The sequence below is a fragment of the Desulfovermiculus halophilus DSM 18834 genome, from assembly GCF_000620765.1.
Taxonomy (GTDB): domain Bacteria; phylum Desulfobacterota; class Desulfovibrionia; order Desulfovibrionales; family Desulfothermaceae; genus Desulfovermiculus; species Desulfovermiculus halophilus.
This window is the reverse complement of the sequence record NZ_JIAK01000022.1, coordinates 32958-52771: the sequence shown is the minus strand read 5'-3', so window position 1 is coordinate 52771 and position 19814 is coordinate 32958. Positions and strand designations below refer to the sequence as shown.

At 57.5% G+C, this 19814-nt stretch carries 16 protein-coding genes, 1 tRNA gene and 2 pseudogenes; 18 read left to right on the top strand and 1 reads right to left on the bottom strand.

Annotation, left to right across the window (positions count from 1 at the left end; genetic code table 11):
• Together N902_RS20210 and N902_RS17505 are read left to right on the top strand one after the other, a co-directional pair.
• Window positions 1-255 (top strand): annotated as a pseudogene (locus N902_RS20210) (IS1634 family transposase); the annotation flags it as partial.
• 92 nt (window positions 256-347) lie between these two features.
• Window positions 348-1013, top strand: coding sequence for an AAA-type ATPase lid domain-containing protein (locus N902_RS17505; RefSeq protein WP_279614659.1), 666 nt, complete (start codon window positions 348-350; stop codon window positions 1011-1013).
• 71 nt (window positions 1014-1084) lie between these two features.
• On the opposite strand, the gene N902_RS0110955 is transcribed toward N902_RS17505, so the two are convergent.
• Window positions 1085-1158 (bottom strand) — tRNA-Arg (locus N902_RS0110955).
• 156 nt (window positions 1159-1314) lie between these two features.
• On the opposite strand from N902_RS0110955, the gene N902_RS0110950 reads away from it, so the two are divergent.
• From N902_RS0110950 to N902_RS17490, 16 genes and pseudogenes are all read left to right on the top strand, one after another.
• Window positions 1315-1935, top strand: coding sequence for a UbiX family flavin prenyltransferase (locus N902_RS0110950; RefSeq protein WP_027370969.1), 621 nt, complete (start codon window positions 1315-1317; stop codon window positions 1933-1935).
• A 30-nt stretch (window positions 1936-1965) separates the two neighbouring features.
• A complete protein-coding gene (locus N902_RS0110945; RefSeq protein WP_027370968.1) occupies window positions 1966-2667 on the top strand; it encodes a metal-dependent hydrolase in 702 nt (233 codons plus the stop codon).
• The gene (nadC, locus tag N902_RS0110940; RefSeq protein ID WP_027370967.1) at window positions 2664-3551 is read left to right on the top strand and encodes a carboxylating nicotinate-nucleotide diphosphorylase; all 888 of its coding nucleotides are present in this window, start codon (window positions 2664-2666) and stop codon (window positions 3549-3551) included. Before N902_RS0110945 ends, nadC begins: the two co-directional genes overlap by 4 nt.
• Before the next feature lie 44 nt (window positions 3552-3595).
• Complete coding sequence (gene nadB, locus N902_RS0110935) at window positions 3596-5188, top strand: L-aspartate oxidase (RefSeq protein WP_034622567.1); 1593 nt, start codon at window positions 3596-3598, stop codon at window positions 5186-5188.
• A gap of 52 nt (window positions 5189-5240) precedes the next feature.
• On the top strand, window positions 5241-6254 hold the full coding sequence (locus tag N902_RS0110930) for a type II secretion system minor pseudopilin (protein ID WP_034622564.1): 1014 nt from the start codon (window positions 5241-5243) through the stop codon (window positions 6252-6254).
• Window positions 6255-6262: 8 nt separating this feature from the next.
• The gene (locus N902_RS0110925; protein ID WP_027370964.1) at window positions 6263-7795 is read left to right on the top strand and encodes a PilN domain-containing protein; all 1533 of its coding nucleotides are present in this window, start codon (window positions 6263-6265) and stop codon (window positions 7793-7795) included.
• Window positions 7792-8301 carry a type II secretion system protein GspM gene (gene gspM, locus N902_RS0110920; protein WP_027370963.1) on the top strand — a complete coding sequence of 170 codons (510 nt, stop codon included), beginning with the start codon at window positions 7792-7794 and terminating at the stop codon, window positions 8299-8301. The genes N902_RS0110925 and gspM overlap by 4 nt, the downstream gene beginning before the upstream one ends.
• Window positions 8302-8765: 464 nt before the next feature.
• Window positions 8766-9668 (top strand): tetratricopeptide repeat protein, encoded by a 903-nt coding sequence (locus tag N902_RS0110910; RefSeq protein WP_027370961.1) that lies wholly within the window; start codon window positions 8766-8768, stop codon window positions 9666-9668.
• Window positions 9669-9896: 228 nt separating this feature from the next.
• Window positions 9897-10760, top strand: a complete 864-nt coding sequence (locus tag N902_RS0110905) for a hypothetical protein (RefSeq protein WP_027370960.1) — start codon at window positions 9897-9899, stop codon at window positions 10758-10760.
• Between the two features lie 46 nt (window positions 10761-10806).
• A pseudogene (gspD, locus tag N902_RS17500) lies at window positions 10807-12758 on the top strand (type II secretion system secretin GspD).
• A gap of 564 nt (window positions 12759-13322) precedes the next feature.
• The gene (gene gspE / locus N902_RS17495) at window positions 13323-15017 is read left to right on the top strand and encodes a type II secretion system ATPase GspE (protein WP_084288241.1); all 1695 of its coding nucleotides are present in this window, start codon (window positions 13323-13325) and stop codon (window positions 15015-15017) included.
• 5 nt (window positions 15018-15022) lie between these two features.
• The gene (gspF, locus tag N902_RS0110890) at window positions 15023-16243 is read left to right on the top strand and encodes a type II secretion system inner membrane protein GspF (RefSeq protein WP_027370959.1); all 1221 of its coding nucleotides are present in this window, start codon (window positions 15023-15025) and stop codon (window positions 16241-16243) included.
• Between the two features lie 724 nt (window positions 16244-16967).
• Window positions 16968-17414 (top strand): type II secretion system major pseudopilin GspG, encoded by a 447-nt coding sequence (gene gspG, locus N902_RS0110885; protein WP_027370958.1) that lies wholly within the window; start codon window positions 16968-16970, stop codon window positions 17412-17414.
• Between the two features lie 191 nt (window positions 17415-17605).
• Complete coding sequence (locus N902_RS0110875; RefSeq protein ID WP_161635177.1) at window positions 17606-18091, top strand: prepilin-type N-terminal cleavage/methylation domain-containing protein; 486 nt, start codon at window positions 17606-17608, stop codon at window positions 18089-18091.
• A 238-nt stretch (window positions 18092-18329) separates the two neighbouring features.
• On the top strand, window positions 18330-18710 hold the full coding sequence (locus N902_RS19720) for a prepilin-type N-terminal cleavage/methylation domain-containing protein (RefSeq protein ID WP_027370956.1): 381 nt from the start codon (window positions 18330-18332) through the stop codon (window positions 18708-18710).
• Entirely contained in the window at window positions 18707-19606 is a 900-nt protein-coding gene (locus N902_RS17490) for a PulJ/GspJ family protein (RefSeq protein ID WP_034622559.1), read from the top strand. Before N902_RS19720 ends, N902_RS17490 begins: the two co-directional genes overlap by 4 nt.
• Window positions 19607-19814 lie beyond the last annotated feature (208 nt).

The window sequence follows — 19814 nt, the reverse complement described above, 5'->3', positions numbered from 1 at the left end:
ATAACTATCCTGGCATATCATCTCTTGCATATGATCCAGTATCATCTGCATCAGGCCGGGATCCATCATCGCTGGTCAACGATCAGATCATGGCTTGGCACTCATTGCATTTTGACCACCAGTCTGCCCCGGGAACAAGGTGGTGTTGTGCATGTACGGCATTGTACAACAGCTACTCTGCATCAATCCGAGGTGTATTCAGCTCTGGGCATACGAAGCGTTCCGCTCAAGCCAAGGAAGACGATAACGCAATAAATGTAGTGACCATAAAATTAAGTGATTTTAAGACAACTCACCGTTTTGACTGACAGTCTTGTCGCCGCCCCCATAAACGTGGGTTAAGGGTCCTGCAGGAGCAGGAGATCGAGCCGGTTGGAGCCGCCTCCCCGATGTCCGTCAATGTCCGGGGCATAGCCGCCACCCACACCAACCTGGACCAGGCGGTTCAGGAAGGGCGCTTTCGCCAGGATCTATACTACCGCTTAAGCGTTGTCCCCTTGACCATTCCCCCTTTGCGGGAACGGCCCGAAGACATTCCGGCCTTGGTCAACACCTTTATCATGATGTACAATCGAGGAGTCAAGTTTGGGGTCCAACGCTTCTCAGCCCAGGCTATGCAGGCTCTGCAGACCTATCCCTGGCCGGGCAATGTCCGGGAGCTGGAAAACCTGGTTCAGCGCATGTGCATCCTGCACTGCGAACATACCGTCCAGTCCGGGGACCTGCCCCCCAAATACAGAGGCTTCCGCCGTTCGGATCAGCCCCCGTCCATCACCTCGAGCACGCAGAACATGGGCAGTCTGGACTTCTACTCCCGGATGAGCGAGCTTGAAGATCAGCTTATCCTGCATGCCCTCCGCCGCTCCAGGGGAAACAAGAAGATGGCGGCCCAGATCCTGAATATGAAGCGGACCACTCTGCTGGAAAAGATCAAGAAGAAAAAACTGGGGCCCGTCCTGGAAGAGATGCTGAAAAAGAACGCTTCAACCCAAGGCAACTGTCAACCCGGCTGAGACCTCCCACCGGAAGAGGCCCTTGGACCCAGGAGATAAAAAAAACGGGATCCCGAAGGATCCCGTTAGGATGGGCAATGCAGGATTCGAACCTGCGGCCTCCAGCTCCGGAGGCTGGCGCTCTATCCGTCTGAGCTAATTGCCCGAAAGAAGACATCTCTATCCCAAGGCGTGTTCGTTGTCAATACGCAGATCATCCGAGGCCAAATCCGACTTCTCAGAGCTTGCTCATTGACCTCCTTTTCTCTATCCTCTCCTGTGTTCACAGCAGCCTGCATAACAACCCCGCAACTGGATTTTCATGTCTTCCTCGGCTCAATCTTCCGGCTCAAAACGGATTCTCCTGGCCATCACCGGAGCAAGCGGCGCCCCCTATGCCCTGTCCCTGCTTCAGGTTCTTGCAGAGCATCCGCGCATCGACCTTCACGTCATCATTTCCCCTGCAGCAGAAACCATCCTGGAGCTTGAATCTGGGACCAAGCTTGAGGACCTGCCCTTAAACGGATATACGCTCCACGATTGCATGGACATTGCCGCCCCTCCAGCCAGCGGATCCTGGCTCCATCAGGGCATGATCGTCTGTCCCTGCTCCATGGCCAGCCTGGCCAATATCCGGCATGGGACCGGACGCAATCTCATCCATCGAGCCGCTGATGTCACCCTGAAGGAAAAGCTCCCTTTGATAGTGGTCCCCAGGGAAACCCCTCTGAGCAGCATTCACCTGGAAAACATGCTTGGTCTGGACCGGGCCGGCGCGCGCATCGTTCCCGCCTCACCGGGCTTTTACCACTGCCCGGATACTATTCAGGATTTGATCAATCATCTTGTAGGGCGTATACTGGATCAGTTGGGGATCAGCCATGCACTGACCCCCCGCTGGGGAGACCTTTCCGGGCAACCGTCCCCCGGCCAGCAATCGTAAAATGACGTCATCGACAAGGAGGTGATGCGCATGTCCTCAAACACCCTGACCTGGCACGGCCATTCCAATTTTCAAATCACCACCCCCAATTGTTCCATCCTCATTGATCCCTGGTTCGAAGGCAATCCCTCGGCCTGTGTTGGATCTGATGCCTGCGCCCAGGTGGACCTGGTTCTTGTGACCCATGACCACGACGACCACATGGGCCAAGCCGTGGATATCTGCAAAGCCACCGGGGCCCATGTCGGGGCGGTGGTTGAAACCGCCGGCAAGCTCGTACACAGCGGGGTGCCTGAGGAGCAGATCGTAAACGGCATCGGCTTCAACATTGGCGGGACCGTGGAGTTCAAGGGAATCCAGGTAACCATGGTCCAGGCCTTCCACTCCTCGGCCACCGGCTGCCCAGTGGGATACATCCTGACCCTGGAAGACGGCTATTGCCTCTATCATGCCGGTGACACCGGGATCTTTTCCAGCATGGAGCTCTTTGGCAAGATGTTCTCCATCGATCTGGCCGTGCTGCCCATCGGCGGGATCTTCACCATGGATCCGCCCCAGGCGGCCATGGCCTGCAACTTGCTGCAATGCAAAAACGTATTGCCCATGCATTGGGGCTCGTTTCCGGTCCTGGAACAAAACACCGACCGCTTTGCCCGGGAGCTGCAGCAGGCCGGAGCCTCCGCCCGCCTGGTCAACCTGGAGCCCGGACAGAGCATGGAACTTTCGGCATGAACGGGCACCCCGATTTTGATGCCTTCTTCCACGGACCGGCCTTGGACCTGCTCCTGCAAAGCATTGACATGGCCCTGGAAGAGGACGGCCCGGACCTGACCTCCGAGGCCCTCTTTGCTCCGGATGAGATCCTGCAGGCCACAGTCGTGGCCAAGGCCGAAGGAGTCATTGCCGGCCTGCCCCTTGTTGCTTTGATCCTGGAAGGGGCAGGCCCTTCCGGATACGCGGCGGACATCGAGCTGCTGGTGTGTGAAGGCAGCCGGGTGACCTCCGGGCAAGAGCTTTGCCACCTGCGCGGCTCGGCTACGCTGCTGCTCAAGGCTGAGCGGGTGATCCTCAATTACCTGACCCATTTGTCCGGAATCGCCACCCTGACCGCTTCCTTTGTTCAGGCCTTGCAGGGAACACCGACCCGGCTCTTAGACACCCGCAAGACTCTGCCCGGCCTTCGATATCCCGAGAAATACGCCGTGCAGATCGGAGGGGGCCAAAACCATCGCTTGAACCTGAGCCAAATGCTCATGCTCAAGGACAACCACATCGATCAGGCCGGATCCATCACTGCGGCCGTGGAAAAGCTCCGGACCGCGTACCGGCCCTGCCCGCCCATCGAAGTCGAATGCCGGACCCAGGACCATGTCCGGGAAGCTGTCCAGGCCAAGGCGGATCGGATCATGCTGGACAACATGGATGAACGGGAGATCGCGGCCTGCCTGCCCCTGATCCCCCAGGGCATCGAGTCCGAGATCAGCGGGGGGGTCAGCCTGGAAAAGCTTCCCCTGCTCGGCTCTCTGGGAGCGGATTTCATCTCCATTGGCTGCCTGACCAACTCCGCTCCGGTTCTGGACCTGAGCATGCGGCTGCAGCTCCAGGCTGACGCGTAATCCAACAGGCCACAAACACCCGAACCTGAAAACGACCAACTCTTATGTTCGACACAGCTCCCCGCCACAAGGCATCAATCCTCGTCATCGGCTCCGGCATAGCCGGATGTACCACTGCCCTGGAACTGGCCCGGGCCGGACAGGAGGTCACCCTGGTCTCCTCCGGATCTGAACTGGGCAGCGGAAACTCGGTCCTGGCCCAGGGCGGTATTGTGTACCGCGGAGAAAAAGATTCGGCGGACAAACTGAAGAAGGACATCCTGACCGCCGGCTGGAATGTCAATTACCGCCGGGCGGTCCAGCATCTGGCCCGGCATGGGCCGGAGGCGGTGCGCGAGTTCCTTCTCGATTCCCTGCACATCCCCTTTGAACGGGATCAGCAGGACGTGTGCAAACTGACCAGGGAAGGGGGACACAGCGTCAACCGCATCCTGTACTGCGCAGACTACACCGGCAAGGCCATCATGGAGGGCCTGCACCGGGCCGTGGCCATGGAGCCGAACATCGACGTCCTGACCAATCGGATGGCCATTGATCTTCTGACCACCCATCACCACTCCACCAAGCTGGAGTTTCATTACCAGTTGGCCAACCAGTGCGTCGGCGCGTACTTCTACAATCTGCGCACCTCTCAGGTGGAGACCTTGATGGCAGACGTCACGGTCCTGGCCACCGGAGGTGTGGGGCAAGTATACGTGCACACCACCAATGCCCGCACATCCATCGGCTCCGGACTGAGCATGGGCTATCGCAGCGGGGTCAAAACCATGAACTGCGAATACATTCAGTTCCACCCCACCGCCCTGTTCCAGCGCGGCGGCCAGCAGTTCTTGATATCCGAGGCGGTTCGCGGCGAAGGGGCCCGGTTCATCCGCATGGACGGAACGCCCTTTATGAAGGAATACGATCCCCGCGGGGACCTGGCTCCCCGGGACGTGGTCACCAGGGCTATTGTTCAGGAGATGCTCAAGACCGGCGACGATTTCGTGTACCTGGATGCAGCCAATTTCGTATCCGGAGACATCGCCGGCCGGTTTCCCACCATATCCCAAAAATGCCTGGAGATTGGGGTGGACATGCGCAAAGATCCAATTCCAGTGGTCCCGGCCGCCCATTTTTTCTGCGGCGGCCTCCTGGTGGATCTTGAGGGCCGGACCACCCTGAACCGACTGTACGCCGTGGGCGAATGCAGCTGCACCGGGGTGCACGGGGCCAACCGCCTGGCCAGCACCTCCCTGCTCGAAGGCCTGCTCTGGGGCAGAAACGCGGCCAAATCCATCGCCTCCCGCATGAGGCGGAAGAACATGCTCAGCCAGAAGCTCATGCACTCCATCCCGGACTGGGCCAATCCTGGAAGCGAAGACAACGAAGACCCGGCCCTGATCGCCCAGGACTGGGCTCAGATCAAGAACACCATGTGGAACTACGTGGGCATTGTGCGCACCACGTCCAGGCTGAAACGGGCCCATCAGGACCTGCAGAATTTAAGCCTCCGTTTGCACGAGTTCTACAAGAACACCCCGATCAGCAAGCCGTTGCTCGAGCTCTTCCACGGCTGCCAGGCCTCGGTTGTCATCACCCGGGCTGCCCTGAAAAACACCCGCAGCCAGGGATGCCATTACCGGACCGAGGGATGATGCTTCTGAAACGCACCGGCTCAGGCCACAGCACCACAGAGGACTGGAGGATTTGCGCGGCTCTATCTTGATCATCACCTTGCTCATTATCAGCGTCCTGGTGGTCACGGTCACCGAGACCATGCGCCGGATGCAGGTGGAGCAGGCCAGTGCGGCCATTTACGTCTCAACCGCCCGGGGACGGGCCGTCAACCGTTCCGCTCAGGCCCTGGTCGCATACCTCCTGGCCCAGGACAGAAAAGACCCGGAGGACACCGGGAAGGGCACGGCCGACCATTACGGGGAGCCCTGGGCTCTGTTTCCGGATCAGGACCAGGTCGATCTTCCCCCTCTGCCGGACGGAGCACTGAATGCCACTGTGGTTGACGAGCAGGGCAAGTTTCCCATCAACTCCCTGGTCACCGAGGACGGGGCCTGGAGTGAACCGCACCGGCAGACCCTGGTCAATCTTTTGGGCAGTCCTCCCTTTTCCCTGCCCCGGGAAAAGCTCGAAATGATCATGCCCAGGATCAAGGACTGGCTGGACACTGACAGCAACCCCAGCGGAGTGCATGGGGCCGAGGCCGACACCTACGCCCTGGAAGAAGGCCGGATTTCCTGCCGCAACGGGCCGCTTCTTTTTGCCGGTGAGCTTGCGTTCATCCAGGACATGCCCGGAAAAATCTTCAAACAAACTGATGACCGGCCCGGACTCCTGGATCTCATAAGCGTGCACACCCGGGGGGCAATCAATATCAACACTGCCCGGCCGGAGATCCTGGCCGCCATGGTTAATCCGGACATCCCCAGGGAAACGGCCCGGGAGTTTGCCTCCACAATGGCCGCCTACCGCCGGGATCCCATGCATTACGACTTTCTTTCCGAACCGGACTGGTATCGAAACCGGATGGCCGGATACAACGACGTCCAGCTCCCGGCTGAGCTTGTGGCTGTTTCCAGTGATATCTACGCCTTGATGCTTAGAGCAGACATCGGCGGCATTCAGACCTCCAGGTATATTGTTCTCAGACGGAAGATCTCAAAGGGCACAATCACCTTTGATCCCGTGCACAAAGAAACGGAATAAGTGACACGATGATGGGTACGCGTATTCTGGGAATAGAGATCAGTGCCAGCCGCATAAGTGCAGCCGGCATATCCAGAGGGGGGAGGAGGCGGCGACTGGAAGAGACCTTTACCCTTGAGCTCGGGTCCTCCCATGAACCCGCCCAGGCCGCCTCTGTTCTGCACAACAGAATCGCTGCCCTAAACACGCCCTGCGACCAGGTGGTTTTAAGCTTCAACAACTGCCTGGCATTGTTTCAAAACCTGGTGTTTCCCTTTACCGATCTGGACAAGATCCGGGAAGTAGCCGGGTATGAATTGGAAAGCCGTCTTCCGTTGTCCCTGGCCGAGTACGCCTGGGATATCCTCCCCAGGGGGCCGGACCACAAGGGAGAGCAGCCGGTTATGGCTGTCCTGTACCCATTGGAGAGCATAAATTCCTGGATCCATGCCCTGCAGGAAATCGGCTTGAAGACGGCTCATGTCCACCTTCGCCCCACAGCCCTGGCCTCTTGGCTTGCTCGGCTCCCGGTTGATACAGACCCTGCCCCTGCATATGTCCTGATCGACGATGACTGCACCAATCTGACGTGGATGCCGGACGGTTTTCCGGCCTGTTTACGCTGTATCCCTGTCGGTCTGGGTGATATGCTCATTGAGCTTCAGAGCCAGGGGGTCCTTCCCCGGAATAATGATCAAGAAGCCCTTCCTGATCATTCTAAGCTTTCCATGGAAAACTGGACCGGGTCTCCGTCCTTTCAGTACCTCCTGCGTCAAATCCGGATGACCCTCATGACCGCCGACAGGCATGATCCGCCCCGGAACTTGGTCTCTCTTGGCTCACTCCAGACCAGAGACACCCTGAGTCAAGCCCTGGCCGCCGGCCTGGACCTGAAACTTTTGGATCCCTGGACAATCCAGGACCCTTCAGGTCTGCTCCCAGAGTGCCCCCTTTCCTGCCTCCCGGCCGCTGCTGCGGTCCGGGGCGGACTGGACAAGAAGGAACTGAACCTTCTGCGCAGCACACCCGCTCATGGGTCCGAATCGACCCTTTTCCGTCCCCATTTGCGCTTCATTGCCGTATCTCTGGCCGCCATCCTCATCTGTTGGGGAGGGGCCTTTGGTCTGGACATATTCCTGCACAAATCCCGACTCGAGACGCTCAACGCCAAAATCACCGACACCTTTAAGCAGAGTGTTCCGGATGCGCCGGACACTGTGCGTCCGGTACAATACACAAGCGTCATCCAATCCCGGCTCCGGGCCCTGCGGGGAGACGGTTCCGGGCAGGGGCGGCCTCCGGCCTCCGGGAGTCGGGTTCTGGAAACAGTCAGCCGCGCCCTGCCCTCTGGAGAAGGAATCCAGATCACCTTGCTGGCCATGGACGGCAGCAATGTCCGCATCAACGGCTCGGCTCCCAACTTCAAATCGGTTGACCGGATCAAAAACGCCTTGGAGAATTCAAGCTTGGTGAAAACAGCGAGCATAGACGGAGCAACTGTCAATCAAGACCAAAGCGGGGTCAGCTTCAACCTCCGCCTGCAACTGGAGGACGCCGGATGAGTGATAGGCAAAAAAAACGGCTCCTGTACTCTGCAGCTGCTGTGCTCCTGCTCGTTGGCCTTATCCAATGGGGGCTGATCCCTGCACAGCATTATCGGCAGGGGCTGAAACAGAGCCAGGAGCAGGCCCTGCACAGGCTGCAGGAACTAAGACAGCTCGGGGCCGAACTCAAGGAAGCCCAAAAGCGGTCCGAGGGTCCTCAAGAGCGTGGGCAAAAGCAAGAAGACTTTACCTTATTTTCTTTTTTGGAGAATCAAGCCACAAAAGATAATATAAAAGGCAGCGTGGAGTACATGCGCCCACTGACAGACGAACGAAACGACAGGTCTCAAGAGAAGGTCCAGATGCGCCTGGAACCCGTGCGCCTGGCCCGGCTGGCCACTTTTCTGGCCCATGTGGAACAGGCTCCGGAGGGGATATTTATCGAACGGATGACCATCCGCTCCCCGCGCCAGGAGCCGGGCCGGCTTCGAGTGGACCTGGTCTTTGCCACCTTTGTCTCCTAGGACGGAAGCATGCTCCTGCGTATCGATCTGAGCGTGCTGGCCTCCTTTACATTAGTCCCGGTTCTTGGACACAAGGAGTGGAATCGCATGCATAAGAGCTTGCCGTCTCTATTGAAAATGGGGCCCTACAAGATTGCGAATCCCAGCAAAAAGATACAGATATTGCAACCCAAACCGAACAGACGAATGCTCGACTCTCTTTTTTGCATATAACCCGCACCCTTTCGAGATATTATCCATCTCTATATGCATTTTTATGCACATCAGGCTGGATATGCTATGCAATATTTTGCATACTTGAAATTTAGTCTGATTTCTTTGAACCGTATTTCCAAACCTATCTTTTTTTTCAGGCAGTTGATACACACGTATCCTTTGCCTTTACAAATTATTTCTGCTTGGGATAGATTCAAATCTTGCACCCAAGTTAAGGATGCTCCGCACTTCATCAAAGGCTCAACTCCATGCTCTCAGGTCTTGCAATTTCTCCGGCCAGAATTGCATGCGTCATTCTCATGCTTTGTCCTTTTTTGGTTTCGGCCTGTGCAACACCCAAGGGTCGAATTTCAGAGGCGAGCTCCACCCAAATCTCCCGGCTGGAGCAGATAGCCCTGACTAAATACGCCCAACAGGATTATGATGTGGCCAGACGGATTCTCACCCAAGCCCTGGCTCAGACCCCGGACAGCGCCCGCCTGCATTTTCACCGGGCTCTATGCCATACCCAGCTCAAGCAAAATGCCAAGGCGCTCAAAGATTATGACCGGGCCCTGGACATCGACCCCCAGATGGTCCCCGCCCTGGTCAACAAGGCAAAGCTGCTCCTGGAACTGGACAACTCAGCCCAGGCAGTGGATATACTTCACCGGGCCGAGAGGCTTGATCCGGAGGATTCGAGGATAGCTTTCAATCTCGGCCAGGCCTTGACCCGGGAAGGAGACTTGAAACAAGCCCTGGACGCCTTTTCAGCCGCCATCGAGCTCGATCCATACATGCCCGAGGCCTTCAACAGCCGGGGTGTGGTCAGGCTGCGACTGGGTCGTGATCAGGACGCACTCAAAGACTTTTCCCAAGCAGCCATGCTCCAGGGAGACGTGCCCCTGTATCAGTTCAACCGTGGTCTGGCCCGGCAGGGACTGCGGGAGTACGACGGCGCTTTGGCCGACTATTCCCGAGCCCTGCGGCTGAACACCTCTTATATCCCGGCCTTGTACAACCGCGGTCTGCTTTATTTCAATCTGGGGCAGAAACAAAAGGCCTGCGCCGATTTGAGCCGGGCCTGCGAGCTCGGAGGGCCGTGCACGAGGTATGAACAGCTCCTCAAACACGGGGAATGCCACAAAATCGAGATCCCGGCCTATGAATAAGGCAGGCGAAAATGTCTTGAAGGGGGACTGCACAAAGTCGTCTTCCGTTCATTTGCGACAAACATTGAATGCATAACATATTGTTTTGACTGACCTTTGTCTGGCCTCTGATCTCTGACTTCTGACGTCTGATCTCTGACTTCTGACCTCTGATCTCTGACTATGCACACGTTTTTGTCCTTACTCTTCCCTGCCCAGCCCACGGCTCTCTATACATGGACTCGCACCATGCTGGTCCTGGGCATCTGCCTTTATTTTCTGACTACAGCGGTGAACTCCTGGATCGGACACGAACTGCAGCCCATTCCGGATACCCGGTTTGGAACACCCCCGGCCGGAAGCAGGGAAGCCACCGGAGAATCCGGAGATCAAAACACGGATGCAGTCGATATCCAAACTATCGTTCAACGCAACATCTTCGGGGGAAGCCCGATTGAACCTGCGGAAGGAGAAGGCGCGACCTCGGAAATGGATTTAAAAGATCTCCCCCTGGCCGAAAACATCAAACAATTTCGACTCATTGGAACTATCACCACCTCAGAAGACAACAGCTGGGCCATCATTGAAGACACCAAAAACAACCGGCAGGAGCTGAAGACCGTAGGGGACAGAATCAATGATGCCCGGATAACAGACATTGTACGCAACAACGTCATCGTCAACGCCGGCCAAGAAGATGCGGCTTTGTCCATTGACTACAAGGTGCGGGATAGACTGCAAGAGAGCTCAAACCAAAATTCGCCTTCCGCTGCCGAAACCGAGAACGGGCAGGAAGAGACGGTTGCCCTGGACCGGGAAGAGATCCGGGAGGCGGTCTCCGATCTCAGCGGAATCTTGGAACAGGCCGATCTCAGCCTGCATGGTAAAGACGGGACCTCAGTGGGAATGCAGATAAACAACATCCAGGAAGGCAGCTTCTTCGACCTCCTGCAGCTGAAAAACGGGGACGTCTTGGTCCGGACCAAAGATGCAGAGCTGACCAGTCCCCAAGGGGTGTTGGATTTGGTGCAGGAAGTTGAATCAGCAGACAGCGTACAGCTGCAGATTCAGCGAAACGGAGAGGAAAAGACCCTGCTCTACAGGCTGCGGTAAAACCAGCGCATGCAAGCCGCCCCATCCTAACGGAGAACACAGTCCCATGCCAAGACGTTTCATGCCAAACATGTCCTGGCCTTTCATTCTGAGTACAGCCATTTTCCTCGCCCTGGTATTTGTCCCGCCCTTGGCCCATACCGGACAGGCCCAGGAGCAGGCTCAGAATCAAAAGCGGGTGAACATGGACTTCGACCAGGTTGACCTCAAGGTCTTTATCAAGTTCATCAGCAACCTGACCGGCAAGAACTTTGTTGTCGACGACAAGGTCAAGGGCAAGGTGACCATCCTCTCTCCCAGTCCCTTGACCGTGGACGAGGCCTACAAGGTCTTCCAATCTGTTTTGGAAGTCCACGGTTTCACCACCATTCCCTCCGGGGATGTGATCAAGATCGTGCGCACTGTGGAGTCCAGGCAGAAGGACACTCCGCTGATCAGGGCGGCTCCATCCTCGGCAGACGACGAGGTCGTGACCAGGATTCTGCCCCTGGACCATTCCTCGGCCGCCGAACTGCGCAAGATCCTGGTTCCCATGGTCTCCAAGCAGGGCCTCGTGGTGGCCTATCCCCCGTCCGAGACCCTGATCATCATCGACTACGCCTCCAACGTAGAGCGCATCTCAAAAATCGTAAGCAATGTGGATACCCAAAGCTTTCGCGGACGCATCTCCTTTCTTCAGCTGGAACACGCCTCGGCCGAGAAAGTGGTTCAAAAGCTGAACACGCTTCTGGGCGCAGGCCAGGAAGGCAAGGAGGCCCTGCAAAATGGCCGGGTGGCCTTTGTTCCAGTTGAACGGACCAACTCCATTGTGGTCCTGGCCGATGCCGAGCATACACAAAGACTTCAGGACCTTGTGCGCAGAATGGATCAGCCCACTCCCCAAAACCTGGACAACATTCGGGTGGTGGCCCTGGAAAACGCTCAGGCTGACGCCCTGGCCCAGGTCTTGAGCCAGCTGGCCGGCAAATCCAGCGAGCAGGATGACCAGCAGGCGGTCATCTCCACAGACGTGTCCATAGTGGCTGACAAGCCCTCCAACAGCCTGGTCATCGTGGCCGAACCCAGGGAGTTCGACACCTTGATGCCCATTATTCAAAAGCTGGATCAACCGAGAAGACAGGTCTTTGTAGAAGCGGCCATCATCGAGGTCAGCAGCGACAAGACCTTCAATTTCGGGGTCAACTGGCAGGCCGGGACAGAGCTGGGCTCCGAGGACGGGGTGCTGTTCGGGACCGGGAACGGTCCGGTGGGCCAGAACGTGGACGACCTTCTCGGCCGGTTCGACTCAGATCCGGGCAACAGCGGGCTGAGCCTGGGCACCCTGGCCGTGCCCTTTACCTTCAACGGCGAAGAATACTTCAGTCTGGGAGCCTTCATCAACGCCTCCCAGACCGACAATGCAGTGCACATCATTTCCACCCCCCAGCTGATGACCATGGAGAATGAAGAGGCCACCGTGGTTATTGCCGAAAACAGGCCCTTTATCACCAGCCGCCAGGAAACCGAGGCGGACAACGACTACAGCAACTTCGAATACAAGGACGTGGGAGTGCCCTGAAGGTCACCCCCCTGATCAACAACAAGGGCTGGATCAAGCTCAATCTGTATCAGGAAGTGAGCCGCATCGACCCCAACATTGAGTTCAGCAGCCAGACCCCAATCACCCGCAAGCGGACCACGGAGACCACTGTATCGGTCAAGGACGGAGAGACAGTGGTCATTTCCGGGCTTATGGAGAACAAGAACTCGGACTTTCAGTCCAAGATCCCGCTGCTTGGGGACATTCCTGTTCTGGGAAACCTGTTCAAGTCGTCCCAGGATCAGCAGAACAAGACCAACCTGATGGTTTTCATCACCCCCCAGGTGGTGCAGACCGCCCAGGACGCCCAGACAATCGCCTACGCCAAGTCCCGGGAGCTGAACCGCTTCCGCTTCGGACCGGAAGGGCAGATCCAGGCCATGACCGATGAGTACAAGACCTTCGGAGTATTGCCCTAGGCGATACAAAGACCCGGCTAATTCTGATAGCCCCTCTTGTCATTCTGAAAGAGCGCAGCGACGGAAGAATTTAAGGAAGTTGTCATTTTTCAACCACCCCTGCCCCTCCTTGCGAAGGAAGGGACTCGTAACTGGATGATCTTGCTTTAGATCTACGATTACGGTTTTCGATAAGGCAGACACTTGCGGATAAAAAACGTACACACAACAACCGCTTCTCTTATTAATGAGAGCAAAAAGTTGTTTACTTTTTGCGCGCTGCACTCAGCTGCGCGGGAAATACATTCCCGCTTGCTTCATGCGCGAGTCCTGCCATAGGCGGGATAAAGAACATTTCGCACCCATTAGTAACTCCCCTCCTTGGCAAGGAGGGGCAGGGGTGGTTGGGATGGTGACTCTGAGACCTTATTTTTATTCAGCATCTTATCATTCCAGCGACAGTTCGGGGTCTTACCAATTTGGGAAAAAACCAGGCCGGCGCCTGTCGGTCCAAAGAATGATAGACAAAATTATTAATTTAACCGCAAACCTGGAGCCTTGAACCAGCAAGCTTTCCATCTGATCATGCATTATACGCTGCAATCCTATCTTACCTCCCACGGCGTGATTCAAACCGAGGACCTCGCTGCCTATCGCACCGGGAGAACAAACGGACAGACCCTGACCCGTTTCCTGCTCCAGGAAAAAAGGGCTTCGGAAAAGGATCTCCTGGCGGCCTACGCCCATGTCCTGGACCTGCCGGTTCAGGACAGCATCGCAGACGACGCTATTCAGCCCGGTCTGGTCAATGACCTGTCCATTCATTTTCTCAAGGCCCATACCCTGCTCCCCTTGCGCCTTGAAGGGGACACAGCCACTGTCGTCCTCAGCGACCCTCTGGACATTTTGGCCCTGGATCAGCTCAGGATCCTGCTCAAAGTCCGGCGCATCGACTCCGTCCTGGCCCCGAGCGAAGCTGTTTTGTCCGCAGTGAACAGGGCCTTTGGGCATGTGCAGAACGGGGCCGAGCATATCATCCAGGGCCTGGATGCAGAAGACAGCGAATCCTTTTTCAACGAATTCGACGAGGAAATCAGCGCCGACCTGCTGGATGAGACCAGCGAGGCCCCGGTGATCAAGCTGGTCAACCATATCCTGTCCCAGGCCGTGCACTACAAGGCCAGCGACATCCATATCGAGCCCTATCAGCAGGAGCTGAAGATCCGCTTCCGCATGGACGGGGTACTCTACGACATCCTGACCCTGCCCAAAAAGCTGCATCCAGCCGTGGTCTCCAGAGTCAAGATCCTGGCCAGCCTGAACATCGCCGAAAAACGCATCCCCCAGGACGGGCGGATCAATATCCGGATCGGAGACCGGGAGGTGGACCTGCGGGTTTCCTCCCTGCCCACCGCCTTTGGAGAACGTCTGGTCCTCCGTCTCCTGGAAAAGGACGTCCGGGTCCTGAATCTGCAGGAGATCGGCATGAGCCGGGAACACCTGGACATCTTTGAAAAACTGATCCGTATCTCCCACGGAATCATCCTGGTCACCGGGCCCACGGGCAGCGGCAAGACCACCACCCTGTATTCGGCCTTGACCCAAATCAATACCCCGGACAAGAACATCCTGACCATCGAAGACCCTATTGAGTACCAGCTGGACGGCATCGGGCAGATGCAGGTCAACTCCAGGATCGGGCTGACCTTTGCCAACGGCCTGCGCTCCATGGTCCGCCAGGACCCGGACGTGATCCTGGTCGGGGAGATCCGGGACCTGGAAACCGCGGAAATCGCCATCCAGGCCGCCCTCACCGGCCACCTGGTCTTTTCCACCCTGCATACCAACGACTCCTCCGGGGCCATTACCAGGCTCATCGATATGGGCATTGAGCCCTTCCTGGTCTCCTCCTCTGTGCATGCCATCCTGGCCCAGCGCCTGGTCCGCCGCCTGTGCCCCAACTGCAAGCAGTCCTATGCGCCGGCCGAGCTGGAACTCAAAGAGCTCGGTCCCGGGGCCAAGGGGCTGGAGGGACGGTTCTTCAAGCCGGTGGGCTGCGAGGCCTGCCTGCAGACCGGATACAAGGGCCGGACCGGGATCTTCGAGTTTCTGCGGGTCAGCGAGGCGATCCAGTCCCTGGTCCTGCACACCTCGGAATCCAACCAGATCCGTCAGCTGGCCGTGAAGGAAGGCATGCGCACCCTGCGCCAGGACGGAGTGCGCAAGGTCCTGGCCGGGGAAACCAGCATCGATGAGGTCCTCCGGGTCACCCAGGTATAAGATGTATGCCTGTATATGAATACATAGCACTTGACCGCAAAGGGAAGGAGCACAAGGGGATCATCAGCGCAGACAGCGGACGCATGGTCCAGGACAGTCTGCGCCGGGACGGCCTGTATCCCCGGCGGATAGACCCCCTTCCGGCCCAATCCGCGCCCTCCCTTTCCGGGTGGCGGAGCCGGCTGTTCAATCGGGTCAACTCCGGGGATTTGGTGGTGGCCATCCGGCAGCTGGCCACCCTGCTGTCCGCCGGAATCCCCCTGGCCTCCTGTCTGGACAGCGTCTTGCAGCAGGTCAAGAAAGGCGGACTGTACCGCACCCTGGCCCAGATCAGGGAACGGATCAACGAGGGATCCAGTCTGGCCGCAGCAATGGAAGAGCAGCGCCAGGCATTCCCTCCAACCTATGCGGCCATGGTCCGGGCCGGGGAGAGCTCCGGGACCCTGGAGCTGGTCCTGGAGCGTTTGGCCGATTTCGGGGAGCAGCAGGAGTCCTTAAAACGCAAGCTGCAGTCCAGCCTGGCCTACCCGGCCCTCATCCTCCTGGTCAGCCTGGGGGTCGTCTTTTTCCTCATGTCCTACGTGGTGCCCAAGGTGACCCAGATCTTTCTGGATTTCGAGCAGGCCCTGCCCCTGCCCACCATCATCCTCATCCAGATCAGCGAGGTCTTCCATGCCTACTGGTGGGTTGTGCCCCTGCTCTTGGCCGCCGCAGGCCTGGCCCTGAAGCGCATGGCCTCCAGCAGCCGGGGGCGGCCCGTGCTGGACGCATGGCTGCTGCGCATGCCCCTGCTTGGGTCCCTGCTGCACCACATTGTCCTCAGCCGGTACTGCCATACCCTGGGGACCCTGCTCAAAAACGAAGTCGCCCTGCTCCAGGCCCTGAAGATCGTCCGCAATGTGGTCTCCAACTCCCTTGTCCAACAGGCCACGGACCGGATCATCAAGGAGGTCAGCGAAGGCAGCTCCCTGGCCAAGCCCATGGCCCGTGGCACCCTGTTCCCCCCGACCATGGTCCAGCTGGTCAGCGCGGGAGAACAAAGCGGACAGCTGGATGCCATGTTCCTGAAAGTGGCCCAGAACAGCGAGAACTACGTCTCCAACCGCCTGACCGCATTGACCAGCCTGCTGGAGCCGGTCATGATTCTGGTTCTGGGCGGCATCGTCGGCTTTGTTGTGCTGGCTGTGCTGCTGCCGATTTTCGATATGAGTCAGCTGATTCGATGACCAAGATTACAGATACATGGCTCTTCGACCCAGAAAGTGGAATTGCCTACATAAGAGTTTGCCGTCTCTTCTGTGTGCCGTGAGCGGCAGGCCCGCACATTTCCTTGGTCCCGCCACCCGGCACTCACGTGTATGATACGCTTTCGTATGAAAAACTGTTATGAGCTAATAGTTGGGATAATCCAAATCAAAATCGGGATCGCTATCGAAATCGAAAGAATATGTCATTCCGTGCAGCAGGAACCCTCAGTTTATGGATATCGATCCCGATAGCGATTACGAAACCGAAGAAAGAAAAGGGTCTTCGACACAGAAAGCAGTGACCTGCACGTGAGTAGCCGGGAGGGGCAGGGATCCCCCTTTGGCGGGACTTAGAAAATACCGGGCCGAAAGTGGGCACACAGAAGAAACGGCAAACTCCAAAAATCCACAGGCTACGTCGAAGAACCTTATCCATTTTGATCAGAGATTCTTCGCTCGCAGACTCGCTCAGAATGACAAGAATAATGGCCGCCCGCCGGATGGTACAAATGCCCCCCTCTTGTCATTCTGAAGAAGCGCAGCGACTGAAGAATCTCGGGTCTTTTTCAAGTAATGTACGTGCCGAACCAGGCAATGACGGAAAAAGAAACCGTACGTTTCTTTCCCGAGCAAACTCCAAAAACCCACAGGCTACCTCGAAGAATTACCTTTTATAACCCTATTTTGCATGAATGAGGATGTGATGAACTTGCAACAGACTGGAGACAGGAAAAAGGCCGGTTTTACCCTGATCGAGCTCATGGTGGTCATCGTCATCCTGGGCATTTTGGCCGGGCTGATCGTGCCCAGGCTGACCGACAAGCCGGACAAGGCCCGGGTGGTCAAGACCAAGATGCAGATCGAGAACCTGGCCATGGCTGTGAAGCAGTTCAAGCTGAACAACGGCTTTTTCCCCAGCACTGAGCAGGGGCTCAAGGCCCTGGCCGAAAAGCCGGGGGTGGGACAGACACCGCGCAACTATCCGGAAAACGGATATATATCCCAGATTCCGGACGATCCCTGGGGCAATGAGTACGTCTATATCTATCCCGGAGAACATGAGGAGTTTGACCTCTTCTCCCTGGGTGCGGACGGAGAGCAGGGAGGGGACGGATTCAACGCTGATATCGGAAACTGGAATCTGAATTGAGCCCACACATCCTGTTCCATCTGCATCCCTGGATATCAGGGAAGATCGGTTTCTTCTCTTATTTCCCTCTCTCCGGTCGGTCTTCAGCCCGGAGGGAGGGGTCAGGGCAGGGCTGTTTCTTGGCCCCCAGCACCATGGCCCATCCTCCCCGATCCTCTTCTGCGGGTTCCAGTCCCCATGCCCCATGCCCCATGCCCCATGCTTCTTCTCCCGGCTTCACCCTCATGGAGATCATGGTGGTGCTTCTCATCCTGTCCCTGACCATGGGGCTCTCCATCGCCTCCATCCGCGGCGGACTCGGAACCGACGGGTTCAAGTCCGATCTGCGCCGAATGCGCGCTCTGTTTACAGACCTGCGCCATCAGGCCATGCTGGACCGGCAGCCCCACGTTCTCCACCTGGACCTGGACAGCGGGGAAAAGGCAAAATACTGGACAGAAAACAGAACAGGCCGGGACAGCCGCCCGGACAAAAACCCCTTGCTCACCGGTGAGACTGACCTCCAGGGGATACAAGTCGGGTCCGGGCAACGGCGCAGCTCCGGGGAGGTGCAGATTGTCTTCAGCCCTCGCGGATACGCCCAGCCCTCCCGCTTTTTTCTCCTGGATGGCGGCCGGCCCAAGACCCTTGTGCTCCAGGCCTTTTCCCCGGAACTGAAAATCGAACAAGAGCCGTGATCCTATGAGGGATGGCCCGCAGCAGAGAACAAAAGCAATCCTCGCTCCCGACAGGCCTGCGCGGACGGCTCATACGGCCACTCTCCAGCCTGTTCCTGTTCCGTGCCCTCGAGCAGCCCTTTACCGCTCATATTCTTTTTTCTCTGCCCACAGCATGCCCCATGCCTTCCGCCCCCTGTCTTCTGTAGTCTGTGCTCTGTCTTCTTTCTTTCGCCCTCGGCCCTTAGCCCTTAGCCCCATGCCCTCCTCCTCCGGATTCACCCTGATCGAGGTTTTGGTCAGTCTGAGCATCTTGTCCATTGCCCTGGTCGCTGTCCTGCACAACGCCCTGTCCGTCCAGGACGTGTTCATCAGCACCCAAAGCCGGGAACGCTGCGCCATGCTGGCCGAGTTCAAGCTGAATCAGAGCAAAATCCTGGGAGTGGACAACATGGTCCAGGGTCAAGGGGAGTTTGAGCACTATCCGGGGTTCATGTGGGAGGTTCGGATCGATCCCACCCGGGTCCAGGAGCTGACCGCAATCACGGTTACTGCGTATCCAAAAGGCGGGGATCGGAAAGCTCAGGGGATCACCCTGCGCGAATACATGTATGAGCCGGGCAGGGACACAACCCAATGAGACAGAAACTCCAGCATCTCCAAAAACTGTGTTCATCCCCCGCACATTCCCCGGCTATATGCCTCCTGTCTTCTGTTTTCTGTTCTCTGCCCTCTTCCTCTCGACCTCTGCCCTTAGCCCTTGGCCCTTCGCCCTCGGCCCTCGGCCCTCGGCCCTCCGCTTCCGGCTTCACCCTGATTGAGATCCTGGTGGCCCTGACAGTGACGGCCATTGTGTTCACCGCTCTGTTCGGGGTCTTTAACCGGGTTACAGATGTTGCCGGAAACATAGAAAAAAAAGGTCGGCTTTCCCAGGAAGCGCGTCTGGTTATGCTCCAAATCCAGCGCGACCTGGAATCAATGGTCCGCAGCCCGGCCAACGCCACCGGCTCGCAAGAAAGCGCCTCCAACGCAACCCAGCCCGTCCCCTTCGCAGGGTACAGCCCAAATTCCGATCTGTTCCTTGCCCAGACTCCGATACTTGAGTTCAGCACCAGGTCCGACCTGGATGCCAACGCCACCTTCCCCGGAAACCGGATACACAAAGTGGCTTACTGGCTGGAGCAGAACGGGGAGGAAAACGGCCGGGCCGGTGAACTGCACCGGTCTCAGGTCCCGCTGGTCAACACGGTATCCGAGGCAGGAAACGGTGAGCAGCAGCCAGAGCAGGTACTGCTCAGCTCCAGGATACAATCCCTGCACCTGGCTTTCTATGATCCGGAAGAGAACAGGATGGTTTCGTCATGGGGGCGGGAGGAGAGTGGGCAACGGTCCGGGGGCCTTAAGCCCCCGCCTTTTGTCTTGGTCCAGGTCCGCTTCACCCTGGACGATTCGGTGAGCAAACGCTTCATCAGCCTGCACCAGCTGGGGGAGCTGGAGACGGATATTTCCTATCTTCCGGAGCTGATCACAGAGTAACCCCTCCGATTTTCAAAAGATGTGCTGTTTTTTATCGCTCCCACGCTCTGCGTAGGAACCATGAATATGCTTTTTATCGCTCCCACGCTCTGCGTGGGAGCATTTCTGGACCGCTCCCGCGGTCTCTTTGTGGACCCTGGAGCATCCGGGAGAGTGCCAATGCAGAGCGTAGGAACCATGAATATGCTTTTGTCCTGTGGGTGATCCC